Source organism: Streptomyces sp. E2N166, assembly GCF_003671715.1.
Classification (GTDB): Bacteria; Actinomycetota; Actinomycetes; order Streptomycetales; family Streptomycetaceae; genus Streptomyces; species Streptomyces thinghirensis.
In genome coordinates this window covers 91,601-106,691 of record NZ_RAIF01000027.1, presented here as the reverse complement: position 1 = coordinate 106,691, position 15,091 = coordinate 91,601, and the positions used below count along the sequence as shown (strand labels likewise).

The window sequence follows — 15,091 nt, the reverse complement described above, 5'->3', positions numbered from 1 at the left end:
GCCCTCGCGCTCGACATCACCGCCGCCGACGCGGGCGAACGCATCGCCGCCGCCCTGCCCGGCGGGCTCGACGTCCTGGTCCACAACGCGGGCATCACCCGCGACCGGCGTCTGGCCAACATGGACGCCGAACGCTGGAGTTCCGTCCTCGACGTCAACCTCGCGAGCGTCCTGCGCACCACGGACGCGCTGCTCGCGGCCGGCACCCTGAACCGGGGCGGCCGGATCGTCGCGACGGCCTCCATCGCGGGCCTCGCGGGCAACGCGGGCCAGACCAACTACGGCGCCGGCAAGGCCGGCATCGCCGGCCTGGTCCGCTCCCTCGCACCGCGCGCGCTCGCCGAACACGGGGTGACGGTGAACGCCGTCGCGCCGGGATTCATCGAGACGAGGATGACCGCGGCGGTCCCCCTGCTCATCCGCGAGGCCGGCCGCCGCATGAACTCCCTCGCCCAGGGCGGGCAGCCGGTCGACGTCGCCGGGACCACCGCCTGGCTCGCGCACCCGGCCTCGGGCGCGGTCAACGGCCAGGTCGTGCGGGTCTGCGGCCAGAGCCTGCTGGGGGCGTGATGACCACCGCGGCCCGCACCACGACCACGCTGACCGGCGTCCCCGCCCTCCCGCCGCTTCTGTTGCGCGGCGCCCTGCTGACGCCCCTCAAGCGGCCCCGTCCGGACGCGGACTTCCCCCGTACCCGGCTGGTGCTGCCCGGCCTGCGCGTGGACCTCGCGCGGCTGGCCGCCTACGAGAGGGTGTGCGGGTTCCCGACCGGGGCGGACGCGCTTCCGGTGACGTACCCGCACGTGCTGGCCTTTCCGATGGCCATGCGGCTGATGAGCGGCCGGGACTTCCCGCTGCCGCTGCCCGGGCTCGTCCACACGTCGATCGGCATCACCCGGCGGGCCGCCATGCCCGCGACCGCCGAGTACGGACTCACCGCGTACGTCGAGGGCCTGGCGCCGCACCGGCGCGGGACCGAGGCCACGGTCGTGACGGAGCTGCGGGCCGGCACGGACCTCGTGTGGGAGTCGCGCAGCACCTACCTGGCCAGGCACCGCACAGCCGGACACGCTCCCGGGGAATCGTCCGCCGCGAACCCCGAGGCCCTCCCCGCCCGCGCCGAATGGCGCCTCGCCGGTGACGTAGGACGGCGCTACGGTGCCGCGTCCGGGGACCGCAACCCGATCCACCTGCACCCGTTCACCGCCCGCCTGTTCGGCTTCCCGCGGGCCATCGCGCACGGCATGTGGACCGTGGCCCGGTGCCTCGCCGAGCACGGCACGCCGGACGCGGCCGTGGTGCGGGCGGACTTCCGGGCGCCGGTACTGCTGCCGGGCACGGTGACGTACGGGGCAAAGGACGGGCGGTTCGAGCTGCGCGGCGACGAGGGGCGGCTGCACCTGTCCGGCGAGGCCGGGCCCTACCCGGCCTGAACCGGGGCCGCCCGAACCGGGGCCGCCTGGCCCGGGGCCGCATGTGCCACCGGCTCCGGCCCGGAATCCTCCGGCGGGGACCAGGGCCGGCCCCCCATCAGGTCGCCCAGGCCCGCCCAGGCGAAGTTCATCAGGGTCGCCGCCGCCTGCTTGGCGGTGACGCCCTCCGTGGCACCGGCCCAGTCGGCGAGCGACTCGGCGGCGCCGACCAGCGCCTCGGCCAGCCCGGCGACCTCGTCCTCGGGCAGGTGCGGGTCCCGGTGCGCGTCCCGGGCCGCCGCGGCGATCAGCTGCGTCACGAACGCGACGATCTCCTCCCGCATCGCCGCCACCTCGTCCGCGAACCGCTCGCCGTGGGTACGGGCGTGGAGGTGCAGCACCCGCCAGGCGTCCGGGTTGCGCGCGGTGTGCGTGAAGAACGCCCGCAGCCCCGACCAGAGTTGCCCGTCGGCGGAGAGTCCCGGACGCACACCGGCCCGCACCGCCTCGGTGAGGGCGCGGGCCTCGCGGCGGATGCAGGCGCTGAAGAGGTCGTCCTTCGAGTTCAGGTACAGATACACCAGCGGCTTGGAGACACCCGCCAGTTCGGCGATCTCGTCCATCGACGCCGCCATGTACCCGCGTTGCCCGAAGACGCTCACGGCGGCGTCCAGCATCTGCTGCTCACGGACCGCACGCGGCATTCGCTTGGTCTTCCCAGCACCCATGCGAATCAGCGTACGGTCCGTGCGGCGGTGATCAGGACGTCAGCGCGACGCCGGCACCAGGAACACGTCGGTCAGACGGCGGCCGGAACCGGCTCCGGCGCCTGCTTCTCCTGCTCGCGCTCCCGCTCCGGCTCGTCGATCGGCGAGCTGTGCGCCGCGTCGTAGGCCTTGCGGTCGAGCAGTCCCTCGCGGGCCGAGACGATCACCGGGACCAGCGCCTGCCCGGCCACGTTCGTCGCCGTGCGCATCATGTCCAGGATCGGGTCGATCGCGAGGAGCAGGCCGACGCCCTCCATGGGCAGGCCCAGGGTGGACAGGGTCAGGGTCAGCATGACCGTGGCGCCGGTGAGGCCGGCCGTGGCGGCGGAGCCGACCACCGAGACGAAGGCGATGAGCAGGTAGTCGCCGATGCCCAGCTGGATGTCGAAGATCTGCGCGACGAAGATCGCGGCGATGGCCGGGTAGATCGCGGCGCAGCCGTCCATCTTGGTCGTCGCGCCGAACGGCACGGCGAAGGACGCGTACTCCTTCGGCACGCCGAGGCGCTCGGTGACCTTCTGGGTCAGCGGCATGGTGCCCACGGAGGAGCGGGAGACGAAGGCCAGCTGGATCGCGGGCCAGGCGCCCTTGAAGAACTGGAGCGGGCTGGCCTTGGCCACGGTGGCGAGCAGCACCGGGTAGACCACGAACATCACGATCGCGCAGCCGACGTAGATGTCGGCGGTGAAGGTGGCGTACTTGCCGATGAGGTCCCAGCCGTAGGTGGCGATGGCGTTGCCGATGAGGCCGACGGTGCCGAGCGGGGCGAGGCGGATGACCCACCACAGGGCCTTCTGGAGGAGTTCGAGGACGGACTCGCTCAGGTTCAGGATCGGCTGGGCCTTCTCGCCGAGCTGGAGGGCGGCGATGCCCGCGACTGCGGCCATGAAGACGATCTGCAGGACGTTCAGCTCGGTGAACGGCGTGATGACGTCGGTCGGCACGATGCCGGTCAGGAAGTCGATCCAGGACCCGGTGTTCTCGGGCTTCGCGCCGTCGGCCGGGGTGAGGCCGGTACCGGCGCCGGGGTTGGTGAGCAGGCCGATGGTGAGGCCGATGGCCACCGCGATCAGCGACGTGATCATGAACCAGAGGAGGGTGCGGGACGCCAGGCGGGCGGCGTTGTTGACCTTCCGCAGGTTGGTGATCGACACCAGGATCGCGAAGAAGACGAGCGGTGCGACGGCCAGCTTCAGCAGGCCGATGAAGGTGTCACCGACCTTCTCCAGGGTGGTGACCAGCCAGGATATGTCCTGGCTGCGGGCCAGCCAGCCCAGCAGCACACCGAGGACGAGACCGGCGAGTATCTGGGCCCAGAAGGGCACCTTGAAGTACTTCTTGACGCTCGTGACTGAAGACACGGACATGCTCCGTAGGGGGACGGGACGCGGGGACGGACGCGCGGGGCTGACGTGGAGAACGACGGATGAGGGGGGAACGTCAGGGGCGACAGTTCGCGGACGCGCACCGACAGAGGTCCACGTGCAGGCGCGCCACGAGCGCGAGGCTCGGCGGTGTGTGGGGCGCGGCTGCGTGCTTCATGCACACGACTTTAACACCTGCGCTTTGAGACCCCCAAAGCCTCTCTTTGAGAGGCAGGAGGCGCCTACTGCCCGTAAAACGCAGATGGCCCCGGTTTCCTGCGAATTCGGAAACCGGGGCTTGCGCGTGCGTGACGGACGTTACGAGGTCTGGCCCTGCGCCCGTGCGGTGTCGTCGGCGGTGTCCTCCTGGCCGCGGCTGGCCTCGAGGTTGGCCTTCATGCGGTCCACGCGGCTCACGACCTGGACCGAGGCCCGGTCCCGCTCCTTGCGCAGCGCGACGTAGCTGATGGGGGCCGAGATCAGCAGGGAGAGCAGGATGATCCACATGCCGTTGGAGTCACCGAGGCCGCGCGGGAACACGCCGGCGTAGACGAGCCCCCAGACCGCGACGAGGCAGCCCACGAAGATCCCGAGGCGCATCAGCGTGTAGCGGAGCATCTCAATCCACTCTTCCGTTTCTGGCACAAAGAGGCACTGTCCAGTGAAACATGCCGGGTTGCCGATCTTTCACGGGGGTCGGTCCGCGACGGGAACGCGCTCAGGTCAGCGGGAGCAGCATGAAGACGTCGTCCCGGTCGTCGCCCGGCGCCACGCGGATCGCGCCGGGCACCCGGCCGACCTCCTTGTAGCCGCAGGACTCGTAGAACCGCTCCAGGCCGAGGCCGCCCCGGCAGGTGAGCCGGATCGCCTCGATGCCCGGGACGGTGCGGGCCGCGTCCGCGGCGGCGGCCATCAGGTCCCGGCCGTAGCCCCGGCCCTGCTGACGGGGGTGGACCATCACCGTGTAGAACCACAGCCAGTGGGTCATCAGCCGGTGCGTGTTGAGGGCGAGGAAGGCGGTGGCGGCCACCCGCCCCGTCTCGTCGTGGCCGACGAGCAGGCGGGTGCGGCCCTCGGCCATGCCCACCATGTGTCTGACCAGTTCGGGGCGGATGTCCTCCCGCGTCACCGGCGGCACGAAGCCCACGGAGCCACCCGCGTTGGAGACGTCGGTCCACAGGTCGAGTACGCCGTCGCGGAGGTCGGGGGTGACGGCCGGATCGAAGGTGAAAGTAAGGGACACAGGGCCATCGTAACCATTACGCGAGTTCCTGTGCGGCCACCCTCAGATCCGATACCAGGCCCCGGAACGCCCCCTCCCGGTCCTCGGCCCGCAGCACCGCAGAGGGATGCACGGTCGGCACCAGCCGCTCCGGGCGCCCGTGGATCTCCTCCTCCAGCACCGTGCCGCGCACCCGCGTGACCCGGAAGGACGAGCCGAGCAGCGCCTTGCCGGCCGTGGCGCCGAGCACCACGATCAGGTCGGGTTCCCCGCGCCCCTTTCGGGGCGTCCGGCGCGCGTGCCTCAAGGGGCGCGGGGAACTGCGCGACCAGCCACAGATCACCCGCACCCGGGAAACAGCCGGAATCGTCACACCCGCATCGGCTGCGGCGACTCCCGACGCTCCGCGTCGGGCCCCTCGAACTCACGGATGATCTCGTACCGCGTGTTGCGCTCGACCGGCCGGAACCCGGCGTCGCGGATCAGGTCGAGCAGGTCCTCGCGGGTCAGCTTGTTCGGCGTGCCGAAGTCGTCCGCGTCGTGCGTGATCTTGTACTCGACGACCGAGCCGTCCATGTCGTCCGCACCGTGCTGGAGGGCCAGCTGGGCCGTCTGCACGCCGTGCATGACCCAGAAGACCTTGACGTGTGGAACGTTGTCGAACAGCAGCCGGGAGACGGCGAAGGTCTTCAGGGCCTCCGCGCCGGTCGCCATCTGGGTGCGGGCCTGGAGCCGGTTGCGGACCTTGCCGTCCTGCATGTCCACGAAGTCGTGCTGGTAGCGCAGCGGGATGAAGACCTGGAAGCCGCCCGTCTCGTCCTGGAGCTCGCGCAGGCGCAGCACGTGGTCCACGCGGTGGCGCGGCTCCTCGATGTGGCCGTAGAGCATGGTGCACGGGGTCTTGAGACCCTTCTCGTGCGCCAGGCGGTGGATGCGCGACCAGTCCTCCCAGTGGGTGCGGTGGTCGACGATGTGCTGCCGCACCTCCCAGTCGAAGATCTCGGCGCCGCCGCCGGTCAGGGACTCCAGACCGGCGTCGATCAGCTCGTCGAGGATGTCGGATGCGGACATCCCGGAGATGGTCTCGAAGTGGTGGATCTCGGTGGCCGTGAAGGCCTTGAGCGAGACGTCGGGCAGCGCGGCCTTCAGCTCCCGCAGCGAGCGCGGGTAGTAGCGCCACGGCAGGTTCGGGTGCAGGCCGTTGACGATGTGCAGCTCGGTGAGGTTCTCGCCCTCCATCGACTTGGCGAGCTTCACCGCCTCCTCGATGCGCATCGTGTACGCGTCCTTCTCCCCCGGCTTGCGCTGGAAGGAGCAGTACGCGCAGGAGGCGGTGCACACGTTGGTCATGTTGAGGTGGCGGTTGACGTTGAAGTGGACGACGTCGCCGTTCTTCCGTGTCCGCACCTCGTGCGCGAGGCCGCCGAGCCAGGCCAGGTCGTCCGACTCGTACAGCGCGATGCCGTCCTCGCGGGTCAGCCGCTCCCCGGAGCGGACCTTCTGCTCCAGCTCCCGCTTGAGCCCGGCGTCCATGCGATACCTCTTTCTGAGACTGACTCGTAAACCGTACGCCCCGACTACCGGACCCCTTCTACTGCACCTCTTCCGGCAGCTCGCCCACCCGGTTCTCCCACTTGGTGGAGAGCACGATGGTGGTACGGGTCCTGGAGACGCCCTTCGTGCCCGACAGCCGGCGGATGATGCTCTCCAGGCCGTCCACGTCGGCCGCGCGCACCTTGAGCATGTAGGAGTCGTCGCCGGCGATGAACCAGCAGTCCTCGATCTCCCGCAGGTCCCGCAGGCGCTGCGCCACGTCCTCGTGGTCGGCGGCGTCGGAGAGCGAGACGCCGATCAGGGCGGTGACGCCGAGGCCGAGCGAGGCGGCGTCCACGGTGGCCCGGTAGCCGGTGATGACGCCGGCCGCCTCCAGCCGGTTGATGCGGTCGGTGACGCTGGGTCCCGACAGTCCGACGAGGCGCCCCAGCTCGGCGTAGGAGGCCCGGCCGTTCTCCCTGAGAGCCTGGATGAGCTGCCTGTCCACCGCGTCCATGCGATCGAAGCCTTCCACTGAAGAGTTCTGAAGATGTGGGTAACAAACGTGTGGGGGGAGGTGGTGCTCAGGTGGTGGGGCGGGCCCCGCCGAGGTCGCCGCGCCAGCGGCGGTAGAGGTCGTGCCCGACACCCGCCGCGTCGAGGACGCGTCCGGCGACGAAGTCCACCAGGTCCTGGATGTGCGTCGCCCCCGCGTAGAAGGCCGGCGAGGCGGGCACCACGGTCGCGCCCGCGTCGTCCAGTGTCACCAGGTGCCGCAGCGTCCGGCCGTCCAGCGGGGTCTCCCGCACGGCCACGACCAGCTTGCGCCCCTCCTTCAGGGTCACGCTCGCCGACCGCTGCAACAGGTCCTTGGACAGCCCGAGCGCGACGCCCGCGACCGAGGCCGTCGACGCGGGCACGATCAGCATGCCCTTGGCCGGATACGACCCCGAGGACGGCCCGGCCGCGAGGTCGCCCGCGCTCCAGTGCCGTACCCGGTCGCCGGCCAGGTCGACTTCGAAGGTGCCGGGCTTGCCGTCGGCGCCCCGGGACAGCCATGTGTGCAGGTCGGTCCGCCAGTGGGCGTCCCGGAAGGAGATGCCGGTCTCGTCGAGCAGGGTGAGCCGCGAGGCCCGGCTGACCACCAGGTCGACGCTCTCGCCCGCGGCGAGCAACGCCCGCAGCACCGCCGCCGCGTACGGCGTACCGGATGCTCCCGACACCCCCACGATCCAAGGCGCGCGCTGCGTCTGTCCTGGCTTCATGATGCCGAGCCTAGTCGCAGGCTCAGGGTTTTCAGACAGTGAGGCCCCGCACCAGCAGGTCCAGCAGCGCGCACACGAACAGGGCGATGCCGATGAAGCCGTTGACCGAGAAGAACGCCCTGTTCAGGCGGGACAGGTCGGTCGGGCGCACGATGGTGTGCTCGTAGACGAACGCGCCCGCGACGACGAGCAGGCCCAGCCAGAAGAGGACACCGGCGTCGGTGGCGACGGCGTACCAGACGAAAAGGGCCGTGGTGACGGTGTGGCAGGCGCGGGCGCCCCAGACGGCCGCCGGGACGCCGAAGCGGGCCGGGACCGACTTCACGCCGACCTGCCGGTCGGTCTCGACGTCCTGGCAGGCGTAGATCAGGTCGAAGCCGCCGATCCAGATGCCGACCGCGAGGCCGAGGATCACGGCTTCCCAGGACCACTCGCCGGTGATCGCCAGCCAGCCGCCGATGGGACCCATCGCCTGGGCGAGACCGAGGATGGCCTGCGGGAAGTTCGTGAACCGCTTGCCGTACGGGTAGACCACCATCGGAATCACCGCGATGGGGGCGAGGGCCAGGCAGAGCGGGTTCAGCAGGGCGGCGGCGCCCAGGAAGACGACGAGGGCGATCAGCGCGCCGGTCCAGGCGTGTTTGACCGACATGGCGCCGGTGACCAGTTCGCGGTGGGCGGTGCGCGGGTTGCGGGCGTCGATCTCGCGGTCGATGATCCGGTTGACCGCCATCGCGAAGGTCCGCAGTCCGACCATCGCGACGGTGACCAGGAGCAGCCGGCCCCAGTGGATGTTCTCGTCCCACTCGTACATCGCGGTCAGGGCGGCGATGTAGGCGAAGGGCAGCGCGAAGACCGAGTGCTCGATCATCACCAGGCGCAGGAACGCCTTGGTGCGCCCCGGCTGCTGCGGCAGCGCGGCGGAAGCCGACGTCACAGTCCGTACTCCTTCCAGCGGCGGTCGACCTTCGCCGCCGTCTCCGGGTCGGACAGCACCATGTCCGGCCAGCCCCCGTCCCGCGTGTACCCCTCCTCGGGCAGCTTCTTCGTGGCGTCGATGCCCGCCTTGCCTCCCCAGAACTGCTGGTAGGAGGCGTGGTCGAGGTGGTCGACCGGGCCTTCGACGACGGTGAGGTCACGGCCGTAGTCGGTGTTGCCGAGCGCGCGCCAGGCGACTTCGTGCAGGTCGTGGACGTCGCAGTCGGAGTCGACGACCACGATCAGCTTGGTGAGGGACATCATGTGGGCGCCCCAGATGGCGTGCATGACCTTCTGGGCGTGCTTGGGGTACTTCTTGTCGATCGAGACGATCGCGCAGTTGTGGAAGCCGCCGGCCTCGGGGAGGTGGTAGTCCACGATGTCCGGGACGATGATCTTGAGGAGCGGGAGGAAGAACCGCTCCGTGGCCCGGCCCAGCGGGCCGTCCTCCGTCGGCGGGCGGCCGACCACGATCGACTGGAGCAGCGGACGCTTCCGCATCGTCACGCAGTCGATCTTCAGGGCGGGGAACGGCTCCTGCGGCGTGTAGAAGCCGGTGTGGTCGCCGAAGGGGCCCTCGGGCAGCATCTCGCCGGGCTCCAGCCAGCCCTCGACGACGACCTCCGCGTGTGCCGGGACCTGGAGCGGGACGGTCTTGCAGTCGACCATCTCGATCCGCCTGCCCTGGAGGAACCCGGCGAAGAGGTACTCGTCGATGTCGCCGGGGAGCGGCGCGGTGGAGGCGTACGTCACGGCGGGCGGGCAGCCGAAGGCGATGGCGACCGGCAGGCGTTCGCCGCGCCGGGCGGCCACCTGGTAGTGGTTGCGGCTGTCCTTGTGGATCTGCCAGTGCATGCCGATGGTGCGCTTGTCGTGGCGCTGGAGGCGGTAGAGACCCAGGTTGCGGATGCCCGTCTCCGGGTCCTTGGTGTGGGTGAGGCCCAGATTGAAGAAGGAGCCGCCGTCGTCCGGCCACGTGAAGAGCGCCGGGAGGCGTTCGAGGTCCACGTCGTCGCCGGTGAGGACGACCTCCTGCACGGGCGCGCTGCCCGGCTTCACCTTCTTCGGCGGTACGTGCGTCATCGCGCCGAGCTTCCCGAAGGCCTCGCGCATGCCGACGAAGCCCTGCGGCAGCTCGGGCTTGAGCAGCCCGCCGATCTTGTCCGAGATCTCGGAGTACGACTTCAGGCCGAGGGCCTTGAGCAGGCGCCGGTCGGTGCCGAAGACGTTCATCGCGAGGGGCATGTCGGAGCCCTTCACGTTCTCGAAGAGCAGGGCGGGGCCGCCGGCCTTGTTCACCCGGTCGACGATCTCCCCGATCTCCAGGTACGGGTCCACCTCGGCCTTGATGCGCTTGAGGTCGCCCTCGCGCTCCAGAGCCCTGAGCAGCGAGCGAAGATCGTCGTAAGCCATGCGGTCCAGTATCCCCGAGCGGCTACCCTGGCCCTGTACCTGGGGGCCGTGACGCGTCCCCAGCCCACCGCTTCCGCTGGAGAGGCCCATGCTCCGGGTGCTGATGTTCCTCGTGCCACTGGCACTGAGCGTCTACGCGTTCATCGACTGCATCAGCACCAAGGATGCCGACATCCGCCACATCCCCAAGCCGCTGTGGGCGATCCTCGTGCTGCTGTTCCCGCTGGTCGGCTCGATCTCCTGGCTCATCGCCGGCAAGAAGCGGCAGCCGGCGGGCGCGGCGCCCTGGCAGGGCGGCGGGCGGCGGCGGTTCGTCGCGCCGGACGACAATCCGGAGTTCTTGAAGTCCCTGGGCGACCAGCCCGGCGACGCGGACAAGGACCGGGGCGGGGACGGCCCGCGGGACACCGGCCGGAGCAACCCCGAGGACGACGAGGACCGCAGGGGCGACAAGCGGGACGAGGCCTGAGCCTCCCCGATCCGTTCCGCCGTCAGATCCTGGTCCAGCGCTGGGAGGCGGAGCCGGTGCAGGTCGTGGTCGTCAGGCCGATCATGGACGCCCTGCGGTTGAGGTCGAGGCAGCCACCCGTGGTGAGGTTCCTGAGCGAGCCGTTCGCCCCCTCTTTCCACTCTCCTCCCGCCTGGCCGCAGGCGGCCCTGACGAGCCAGGCGTTCGCGCGCCTGGCGTGGACGCAGTCGGCTGTGCCCACGTTGAGGAGCCGGAAGGCGCCGTCCGAGGTGCTCTGGAAGCGGAAGACGGCGATGTCGCCCGAGCAGGCGCCGTCGTCGATGGGGGTGCCGATGTACATGCACTTCCCGCTCGATCCGTTCTTCAGCATGAAGCTGTCCGCCCCGGACCCACCGTCTCCCGCGCCACCACCGTCGGAACCCCCCGCTCCGGACCCGGAGAGCCCACCCGACCCGGACGAGCCGCCGGTGCTGGACGATCCGCCCGAACCGGCGGACCCACCCGACTCGGCGGAACCGCCGGAGCCCGAACCGACGCCGGATACTCCTCCCGCGGCAGCCGCGCCTCCGCCCTCGCCGAGCGTGGCGCCGTTGCCGTCCTCTTCTTCCTTCTCGCCGCTCTTGCTCCTGTCCGCCTTCTCCTTCTTCCCGTCGTCGGGACCGCCGGAAGCGGAGGCACTCGGTCCGGGTGAGTCGGTGGCGGAGTCCGCGGGGCCCGGCGCGGCGGAACCGGTGGCCGCGGGCGGCGCGCCCGCGTTCCGGCCCTGGTCCGAGTCGTCCATCGCGTAGGGCAGCAACGTGACGCCGAGCGTCGTCCCCGTCACGACGACCGGGACCACGAACGCCAGGATCTTCGTACGACCGCGCCGCTCGCGCTTCTGGGGCCGTCCGTCCGGGACCACGGCCGGCAGGGACGGTGCCGCCTCGGGCGGCCGGGGCGGTTCCCCGGGCTCCGGGACCGTCGAGGCGAACGCCGCGCGCTCGGCCAGCGGACCCCTTGTCGCCTCGGGCCACAGCGGCGGGGTGAACGGCCCGTGCCGCTCCGCGATCTCCACCAGTTCGGCCGCCGTCGGCCGACCCTCGTGGTCCTTGTCGAGGCAGGACGCGACGACGTCGGCCAGCTCGGCGTCCAGGTCCCGCAGCGACTGGAGGTCGGGCTCCTCGTGCACGATGCGGTACAGCACGGCGTGCCCGGACTCGTCGCCGAAGGGCGGCCGGCCGGAGGCGGCGTACGCGATCACGGAACCCAGCGCGAAGACGTCGACGACGCCGCTGGACGCCCGTTTCCCGGCGGCCTGCTCGGGTGACATGTAGGCGGGCGTGCCCACCACCATGCCGGTCCTGGTCAGCTGGCTCTGCTCGGCGGCCCGGGCGACACCGAAGTCGATGAGGGTGAGTCCGTCCAGGGTCAGCATGACGTTGGACGGTTTGAGGTCGCGGTGGACCATGTCCAGGGCGTGCACCGCCGCCAGTCCGGCGGCGGCCTCCCGGAGGACGAGCCACAGCGCCTCGGCGGGCAGGGGGCCGTGCAGGTCGACGGCCTCGCGCAGGGTGATGCCGGGCACGTACGCGGTGGCCAGCCACGGCGGCCGGGCGTCCCGGTCCCCCACGAGCAGCGGCGCGGTCGCCTCGTCCGGCAGCCGGGAGAGGTTGTCCAGCTCGTGCCCGAAACGGCGCAGGAAGTCCTTGTCCTCGCCGGCGACCGAGGGCAGCACCTGCTTGACGGCCGCGTACCGGCCCTCGTGGACGCCGAGATACACCCGGCCCATGCCGCCGGCCCCGAGCCTTCCCAGCAGCGGGATCGGTCCGATCCGGCGTGGGTCGTCGTCCTCCAACGGCTCGGCACCACTGCCCGTGAGGCCTGATCCGGCTTCCCCACTCAACTCTGTCCCCGTTCACCTGCTGCCGCGTGCTCCCGCGTGGGCCGGCACGGCCACTCACGGGAAGCTACATCTTTAGCACGGCGGCCCCAAGTGCGGCTCTCCATACGTCTGATGAAACCCCGTCACCTGCATCACCCGCGTCAGCCGCGAGCCACCGGAGTGAAGAAGTTGACCAGGTTGCCGTCGGGGTCGCGGAACAGGAACGCCCGGTTGCCCCAGGGCATCGTCGTGGGCTCCTTGACGACGTCGTCCACGAATCCGGCCAGGTTCCGGTGCACGCCGTCCACGTCGTCGACGCGGAACTCGATGATGACGCTGCGGTTGTCGGCCGGGTGGGCGGAGCCGGGGGCGAAGAGCGGTACCGTCCGGGTGCTGCCGATCGCGAGCGTGCCGGAGCCGGTGCGGAGTTCGGCGAAGTCCTCGGTGGCCCAGTTCGCGCGGACTCCGGTGGCGCGCTCGTAGAAGTCGACGAGGCGGGCGACGTCGCCCGTGATGATGCGGATCGAGACGAGGTTCATGGGTTCACTCCTGGTCGGTGGGGCCGGCTGACGTGACCGCACGCTAGGCGCGGTGTAGGTCATCGCATGTCCGCTTTCCGGCGGAACGGCGGCGGCTCACAGCCAGGTCGTGGCGAGCGGGACGGTGCCGACCGCGGCGACGAGGAGGGCGACGGGTCTACGGGGGAGCCACCGGCTCCCGCCGGGTCACTCGTCTTCGAAGACCGCCTCGGCGGTGGGCGCGGTGACGGCTCGGGCGAGCCAGTGGCGGAGGATCTCGGGGTCACCGCACGCCGTGACGCGTCCGCGCACATCGTCGGAGACGGCGAGGCCGCGCTGCTCCAGGACGATCAGGACGTCTTCGGCGCCGCGCTGGGCTCGGCCTTCGTCACGAATTTCTTCAGAGATGTAGGACTTGTAGAAGGAAAGGTCCACGGCCACCAGGTTCCTCCAGAGGTGCTTGGCCGGGCGATTGCCCAGCCCGTGTGCGGTGAATTCGATGATGGGGTCCGCGACGTCCTCCGGCGCGTCCCGCAACGCGGTGGACAGGGTCTTCAGTATCTCATTGATGACCGGTTCGGCAGCGTGCGTGATGGCCGCCAGGCTGGCCAGGGCCAGGTCGGCGCGGGCCTCCTCCGGATCGGTGATCACCGGCATGTTGTGCGGACCGGCGACCACTGGCCGCAGGGTGAGGGTGGGCAGTTGAGGCGGTCCGCTGCTCACCGCCCGCTGGGCCCATTTGGCCGTGGTGTGGTCCTGGCAGACGACCAGGAGGGCCGCGGGCAGCCGGTACTTCGTCCACAGGTACGCGACGTAGTACGCCCAGCTCGCCGGCTTGTCCGGGTCCCTCTTCCCCTGGGCCTCGACCGCCAGGAGGAACGGGCCCTGTTCCGCGGTCTCGAAGCGCAGCAGCGTGTCCACGCGGCGTTCGACGGGGTCGGTCTCGGTGAGGTCGGTGGGCAGGGCTTTCGCCCCGATGGGTCTGGGGACGTCGATGCCGAGGAAGCCTGAGACCCGGCTGAAGAGTCCCGGGTCGTGCCGGAAGATGCGGTGCATCGCCTCGTGGGACGAGCTGACCATGGGGATCCTTGCTTGTCCGGCCGTCGCAGCTGCGCAGGGGGAAGCGGGCCGCGAGGGCCAAGTGGTTGCCGGTCATATGCCAGCGGTTGATGCGCCGAGCGTAAGGGAGTTGGGGGCCCGGAAAGCCGGCCCGACCGGTGATGTTCACCCAGGCGAGTGAACCGGCGCCGCAGGGGTTCTTTCAGGGGTGGGCGCCCGTGTCACCGCAGCACGAGAAAGCGGGCTCCGGTGAAGGCGGCCCAGGCGGCGCGGCCGACGACCAGGACGGGGCCGTCAGGGTTCTTGCTGTCGCGGACGGGGACGGTGCCGGGGAATCCGAGGGCCGCTTCTACGCAGTTGCCGCCGTTGTCGCCGCTGTAGCTGCTCTTGATCCAGGTCGCCGCGCTGAACTCGTGCCTGTCCATCCTGCCGGAACCCCTCCAACGCGTCACTGATCAGAGCGGCGGAATCGGGAGCTGACGGAGCATCCGCCCTGAGAACATCGTACGTCTGGCTGTGTCGCCTGAAGAGGGCCGGATCATCGTTGAAGTGCCCTCGGTCCAGCGACTCCGAGTACACCCACCGCTGCCCGTTCGGAAGCTCGATCAACGACATGGAGGCGTTGGGCCGGATCAGTATCGAAAGGCCCGCGGGAGCAATCTGGACGCGGATGTTGGGGCGCCGCCCGACGTCCAGCAAGTGTGCGCACTGACCACGCATGACCGCCGAGCCACCGATGACGGTGCGCAGGCAACTTTCGTCCAGCACGACGTGGTAGGCCGGGCCGCTTTCATCCAGAAACCGCTGCTGACGGCTCATGCGAGCCCGCACGCGGTCCTCCGCTTCATCAGGACCGACCACCCGTAAGAACAACGCCCGCGCGTACTCCTCCGTCTGCAGCAGCCCGGGGATCACCCGCTCCTGATACTCCCGCAACGCGACCGCCACCGCGTCCATCTCCGCCCGTCGCCGGAACCAGTCCGGATGTTCCACCTCCGGATACCAGTCGATCCGCCCCCACAACCGCCCCAGCACCCCACCCGTGCCCAGCAACTCGTCGCACGTCTTCGCGAACGTGTCCTGCGGCACCCGCGACCCCGCCTCGACCCGCGCCACGTGCGAGCGGTCGCACGGGATGCGCACCGCCAGTCCTTCCTGCGTGAGCCCGGCGGCCTCCCTGAAGTGCCGCAGCACCTCGCCGAAGACGGCTGCCGTACTCGCCCCCGGCCC

General features: G+C 70.6%; 16 protein-coding genes and 2 pseudogenes. 3 read left to right on the top strand and 15 right to left on the bottom strand.

Annotated elements, in window-relative coordinates; translation table 11 throughout:
• Both EBH09_RS20980 and EBH09_RS20975 read left to right on the top strand, forming a co-directional pair.
• Positions 1-570: SDR family oxidoreductase (locus EBH09_RS20980; RefSeq protein ID WP_121748524.1), on the top strand; the 570-nt coding region annotated here is incomplete at its 5' end.
• On the top strand, positions 570-1,433 hold the full coding sequence (locus EBH09_RS20975) for a MaoC/PaaZ C-terminal domain-containing protein (RefSeq protein WP_121748523.1): 864 nt from the start codon (positions 570-572) through the stop codon (positions 1,431-1,433). The genes EBH09_RS20980 and EBH09_RS20975, both read left to right, overlap by 1 nt.
• Here the strand turns inward: EBH09_RS20975 and EBH09_RS20970 are convergent.
• From EBH09_RS20970 to EBH09_RS20925, 10 genes and pseudogenes are all read right to left on the bottom strand, one after another.
• Entirely contained in the window at positions 1,421-2,140 is a 720-nt protein-coding gene (locus EBH09_RS20970) for a TetR/AcrR family transcriptional regulator (protein WP_121748522.1), read from the bottom strand. The genes EBH09_RS20975 and EBH09_RS20970 overlap by 13 nt on opposite strands.
• A 71-nt stretch (positions 2,141-2,211) precedes the next feature.
• A complete protein-coding gene (locus EBH09_RS20965; RefSeq protein WP_121748521.1) occupies positions 2,212-3,546 on the bottom strand; it encodes a dicarboxylate/amino acid:cation symporter in 1,335 nt (444 codons plus the stop codon).
• A 315-nt stretch (positions 3,547-3,861) separates the two neighbouring features.
• Positions 3,862-4,161: a DUF4229 domain-containing protein gene (locus EBH09_RS20960; protein WP_121748520.1), complete on the bottom strand. Its 300-nt coding sequence runs from the start codon at positions 4,159-4,161 to the stop codon at positions 3,862-3,864.
• Positions 4,162-4,261: 100 nt separating this feature from the next.
• Positions 4,262-4,786 (bottom strand): GNAT family N-acetyltransferase, encoded by a 525-nt coding sequence (locus EBH09_RS20955; protein WP_121748519.1) that lies wholly within the window; start codon positions 4,784-4,786, stop codon positions 4,262-4,264.
• Between the two features lie 16 nt (positions 4,787-4,802).
• A pseudogene (locus tag EBH09_RS20950) lies at positions 4,803-5,033 on the bottom strand (uracil-DNA glycosylase family protein); the annotation flags it as partial.
• Positions 5,034-5,134: 101 nt separating this feature from the next.
• A complete protein-coding gene (gene mqnE / locus EBH09_RS20945) occupies positions 5,135-6,298 on the bottom strand; it encodes an aminofutalosine synthase MqnE (RefSeq protein ID WP_121748518.1) in 1,164 nt (387 codons plus the stop codon).
• Between the two features lie 58 nt (positions 6,299-6,356).
• Positions 6,357-6,815 (bottom strand): Lrp/AsnC family transcriptional regulator, encoded by a 459-nt coding sequence (locus EBH09_RS20940; RefSeq protein WP_121748517.1) that lies wholly within the window; start codon positions 6,813-6,815, stop codon positions 6,357-6,359.
• Between the two features lie 67 nt (positions 6,816-6,882).
• Positions 6,883-7,563, bottom strand: coding sequence for a UbiX family flavin prenyltransferase (locus EBH09_RS20935; protein WP_121748516.1), 681 nt, complete (start codon positions 7,561-7,563; stop codon positions 6,883-6,885).
• Positions 7,564-7,594: 31 nt separating this feature from the next.
• Positions 7,595-8,500 carry a menaquinone biosynthesis prenyltransferase MqnP gene (mqnP, locus tag EBH09_RS20930; RefSeq protein ID WP_121748515.1) on the bottom strand — a complete coding sequence of 302 codons (906 nt, stop codon included), beginning with the start codon at positions 8,498-8,500 and terminating at the stop codon, positions 7,595-7,597.
• Positions 8,497-9,954 carry a menaquinone biosynthesis decarboxylase gene (locus EBH09_RS20925; protein ID WP_121748514.1) on the bottom strand — a complete coding sequence of 486 codons (1,458 nt, stop codon included), beginning with the start codon at positions 9,952-9,954 and terminating at the stop codon, positions 8,497-8,499. Before EBH09_RS20925 ends, mqnP begins: the two co-directional genes overlap by 4 nt.
• Before the next feature lie 88 nt (positions 9,955-10,042).
• Between EBH09_RS20925 and EBH09_RS20920 the strand changes: the two genes are divergently transcribed.
• The gene (locus EBH09_RS20920) at positions 10,043-10,423 is read left to right on the top strand and encodes a PLD nuclease N-terminal domain-containing protein (RefSeq protein ID WP_121748513.1); all 381 of its coding nucleotides are present in this window, start codon (positions 10,043-10,045) and stop codon (positions 10,421-10,423) included.
• Between the two features lie 22 nt (positions 10,424-10,445).
• Here the strand turns inward: EBH09_RS20920 and EBH09_RS20915 are convergent, their stop codons facing one another.
• The 5 genes and pseudogenes from EBH09_RS20915 to EBH09_RS20895 all read right to left on the bottom strand — a co-directional run.
• Positions 10,446-12,305 (bottom strand): serine/threonine-protein kinase, encoded by a 1,860-nt coding sequence (locus EBH09_RS20915; RefSeq protein WP_121748512.1) that lies wholly within the window; start codon positions 12,303-12,305, stop codon positions 10,446-10,448.
• A gap of 140 nt (positions 12,306-12,445) precedes the next feature.
• Positions 12,446-12,823 carry a VOC family protein gene (locus EBH09_RS20910; RefSeq protein WP_121748511.1) on the bottom strand — a complete coding sequence of 126 codons (378 nt, stop codon included), beginning with the start codon at positions 12,821-12,823 and terminating at the stop codon, positions 12,446-12,448.
• Positions 12,824-13,009: 186 nt separating this feature from the next.
• Positions 13,010-13,882: a hypothetical protein gene (locus EBH09_RS20905; protein WP_121748510.1), complete on the bottom strand. Its 873-nt coding sequence runs from the start codon at positions 13,880-13,882 to the stop codon at positions 13,010-13,012.
• Between the two features lie 200 nt (positions 13,883-14,082).
• Positions 14,083-14,202: pseudogene (locus tag EBH09_RS39110) on the bottom strand (DUF397 domain-containing protein); the annotation flags it as partial.
• Positions 14,156-15,091 (bottom strand): helix-turn-helix transcriptional regulator (locus tag EBH09_RS20895; RefSeq protein ID WP_238697387.1); only part of this gene is annotated, 936 nt, incomplete at its 5' end. The gene EBH09_RS20895 and the pseudogene EBH09_RS39110, both read right to left, overlap by 47 nt.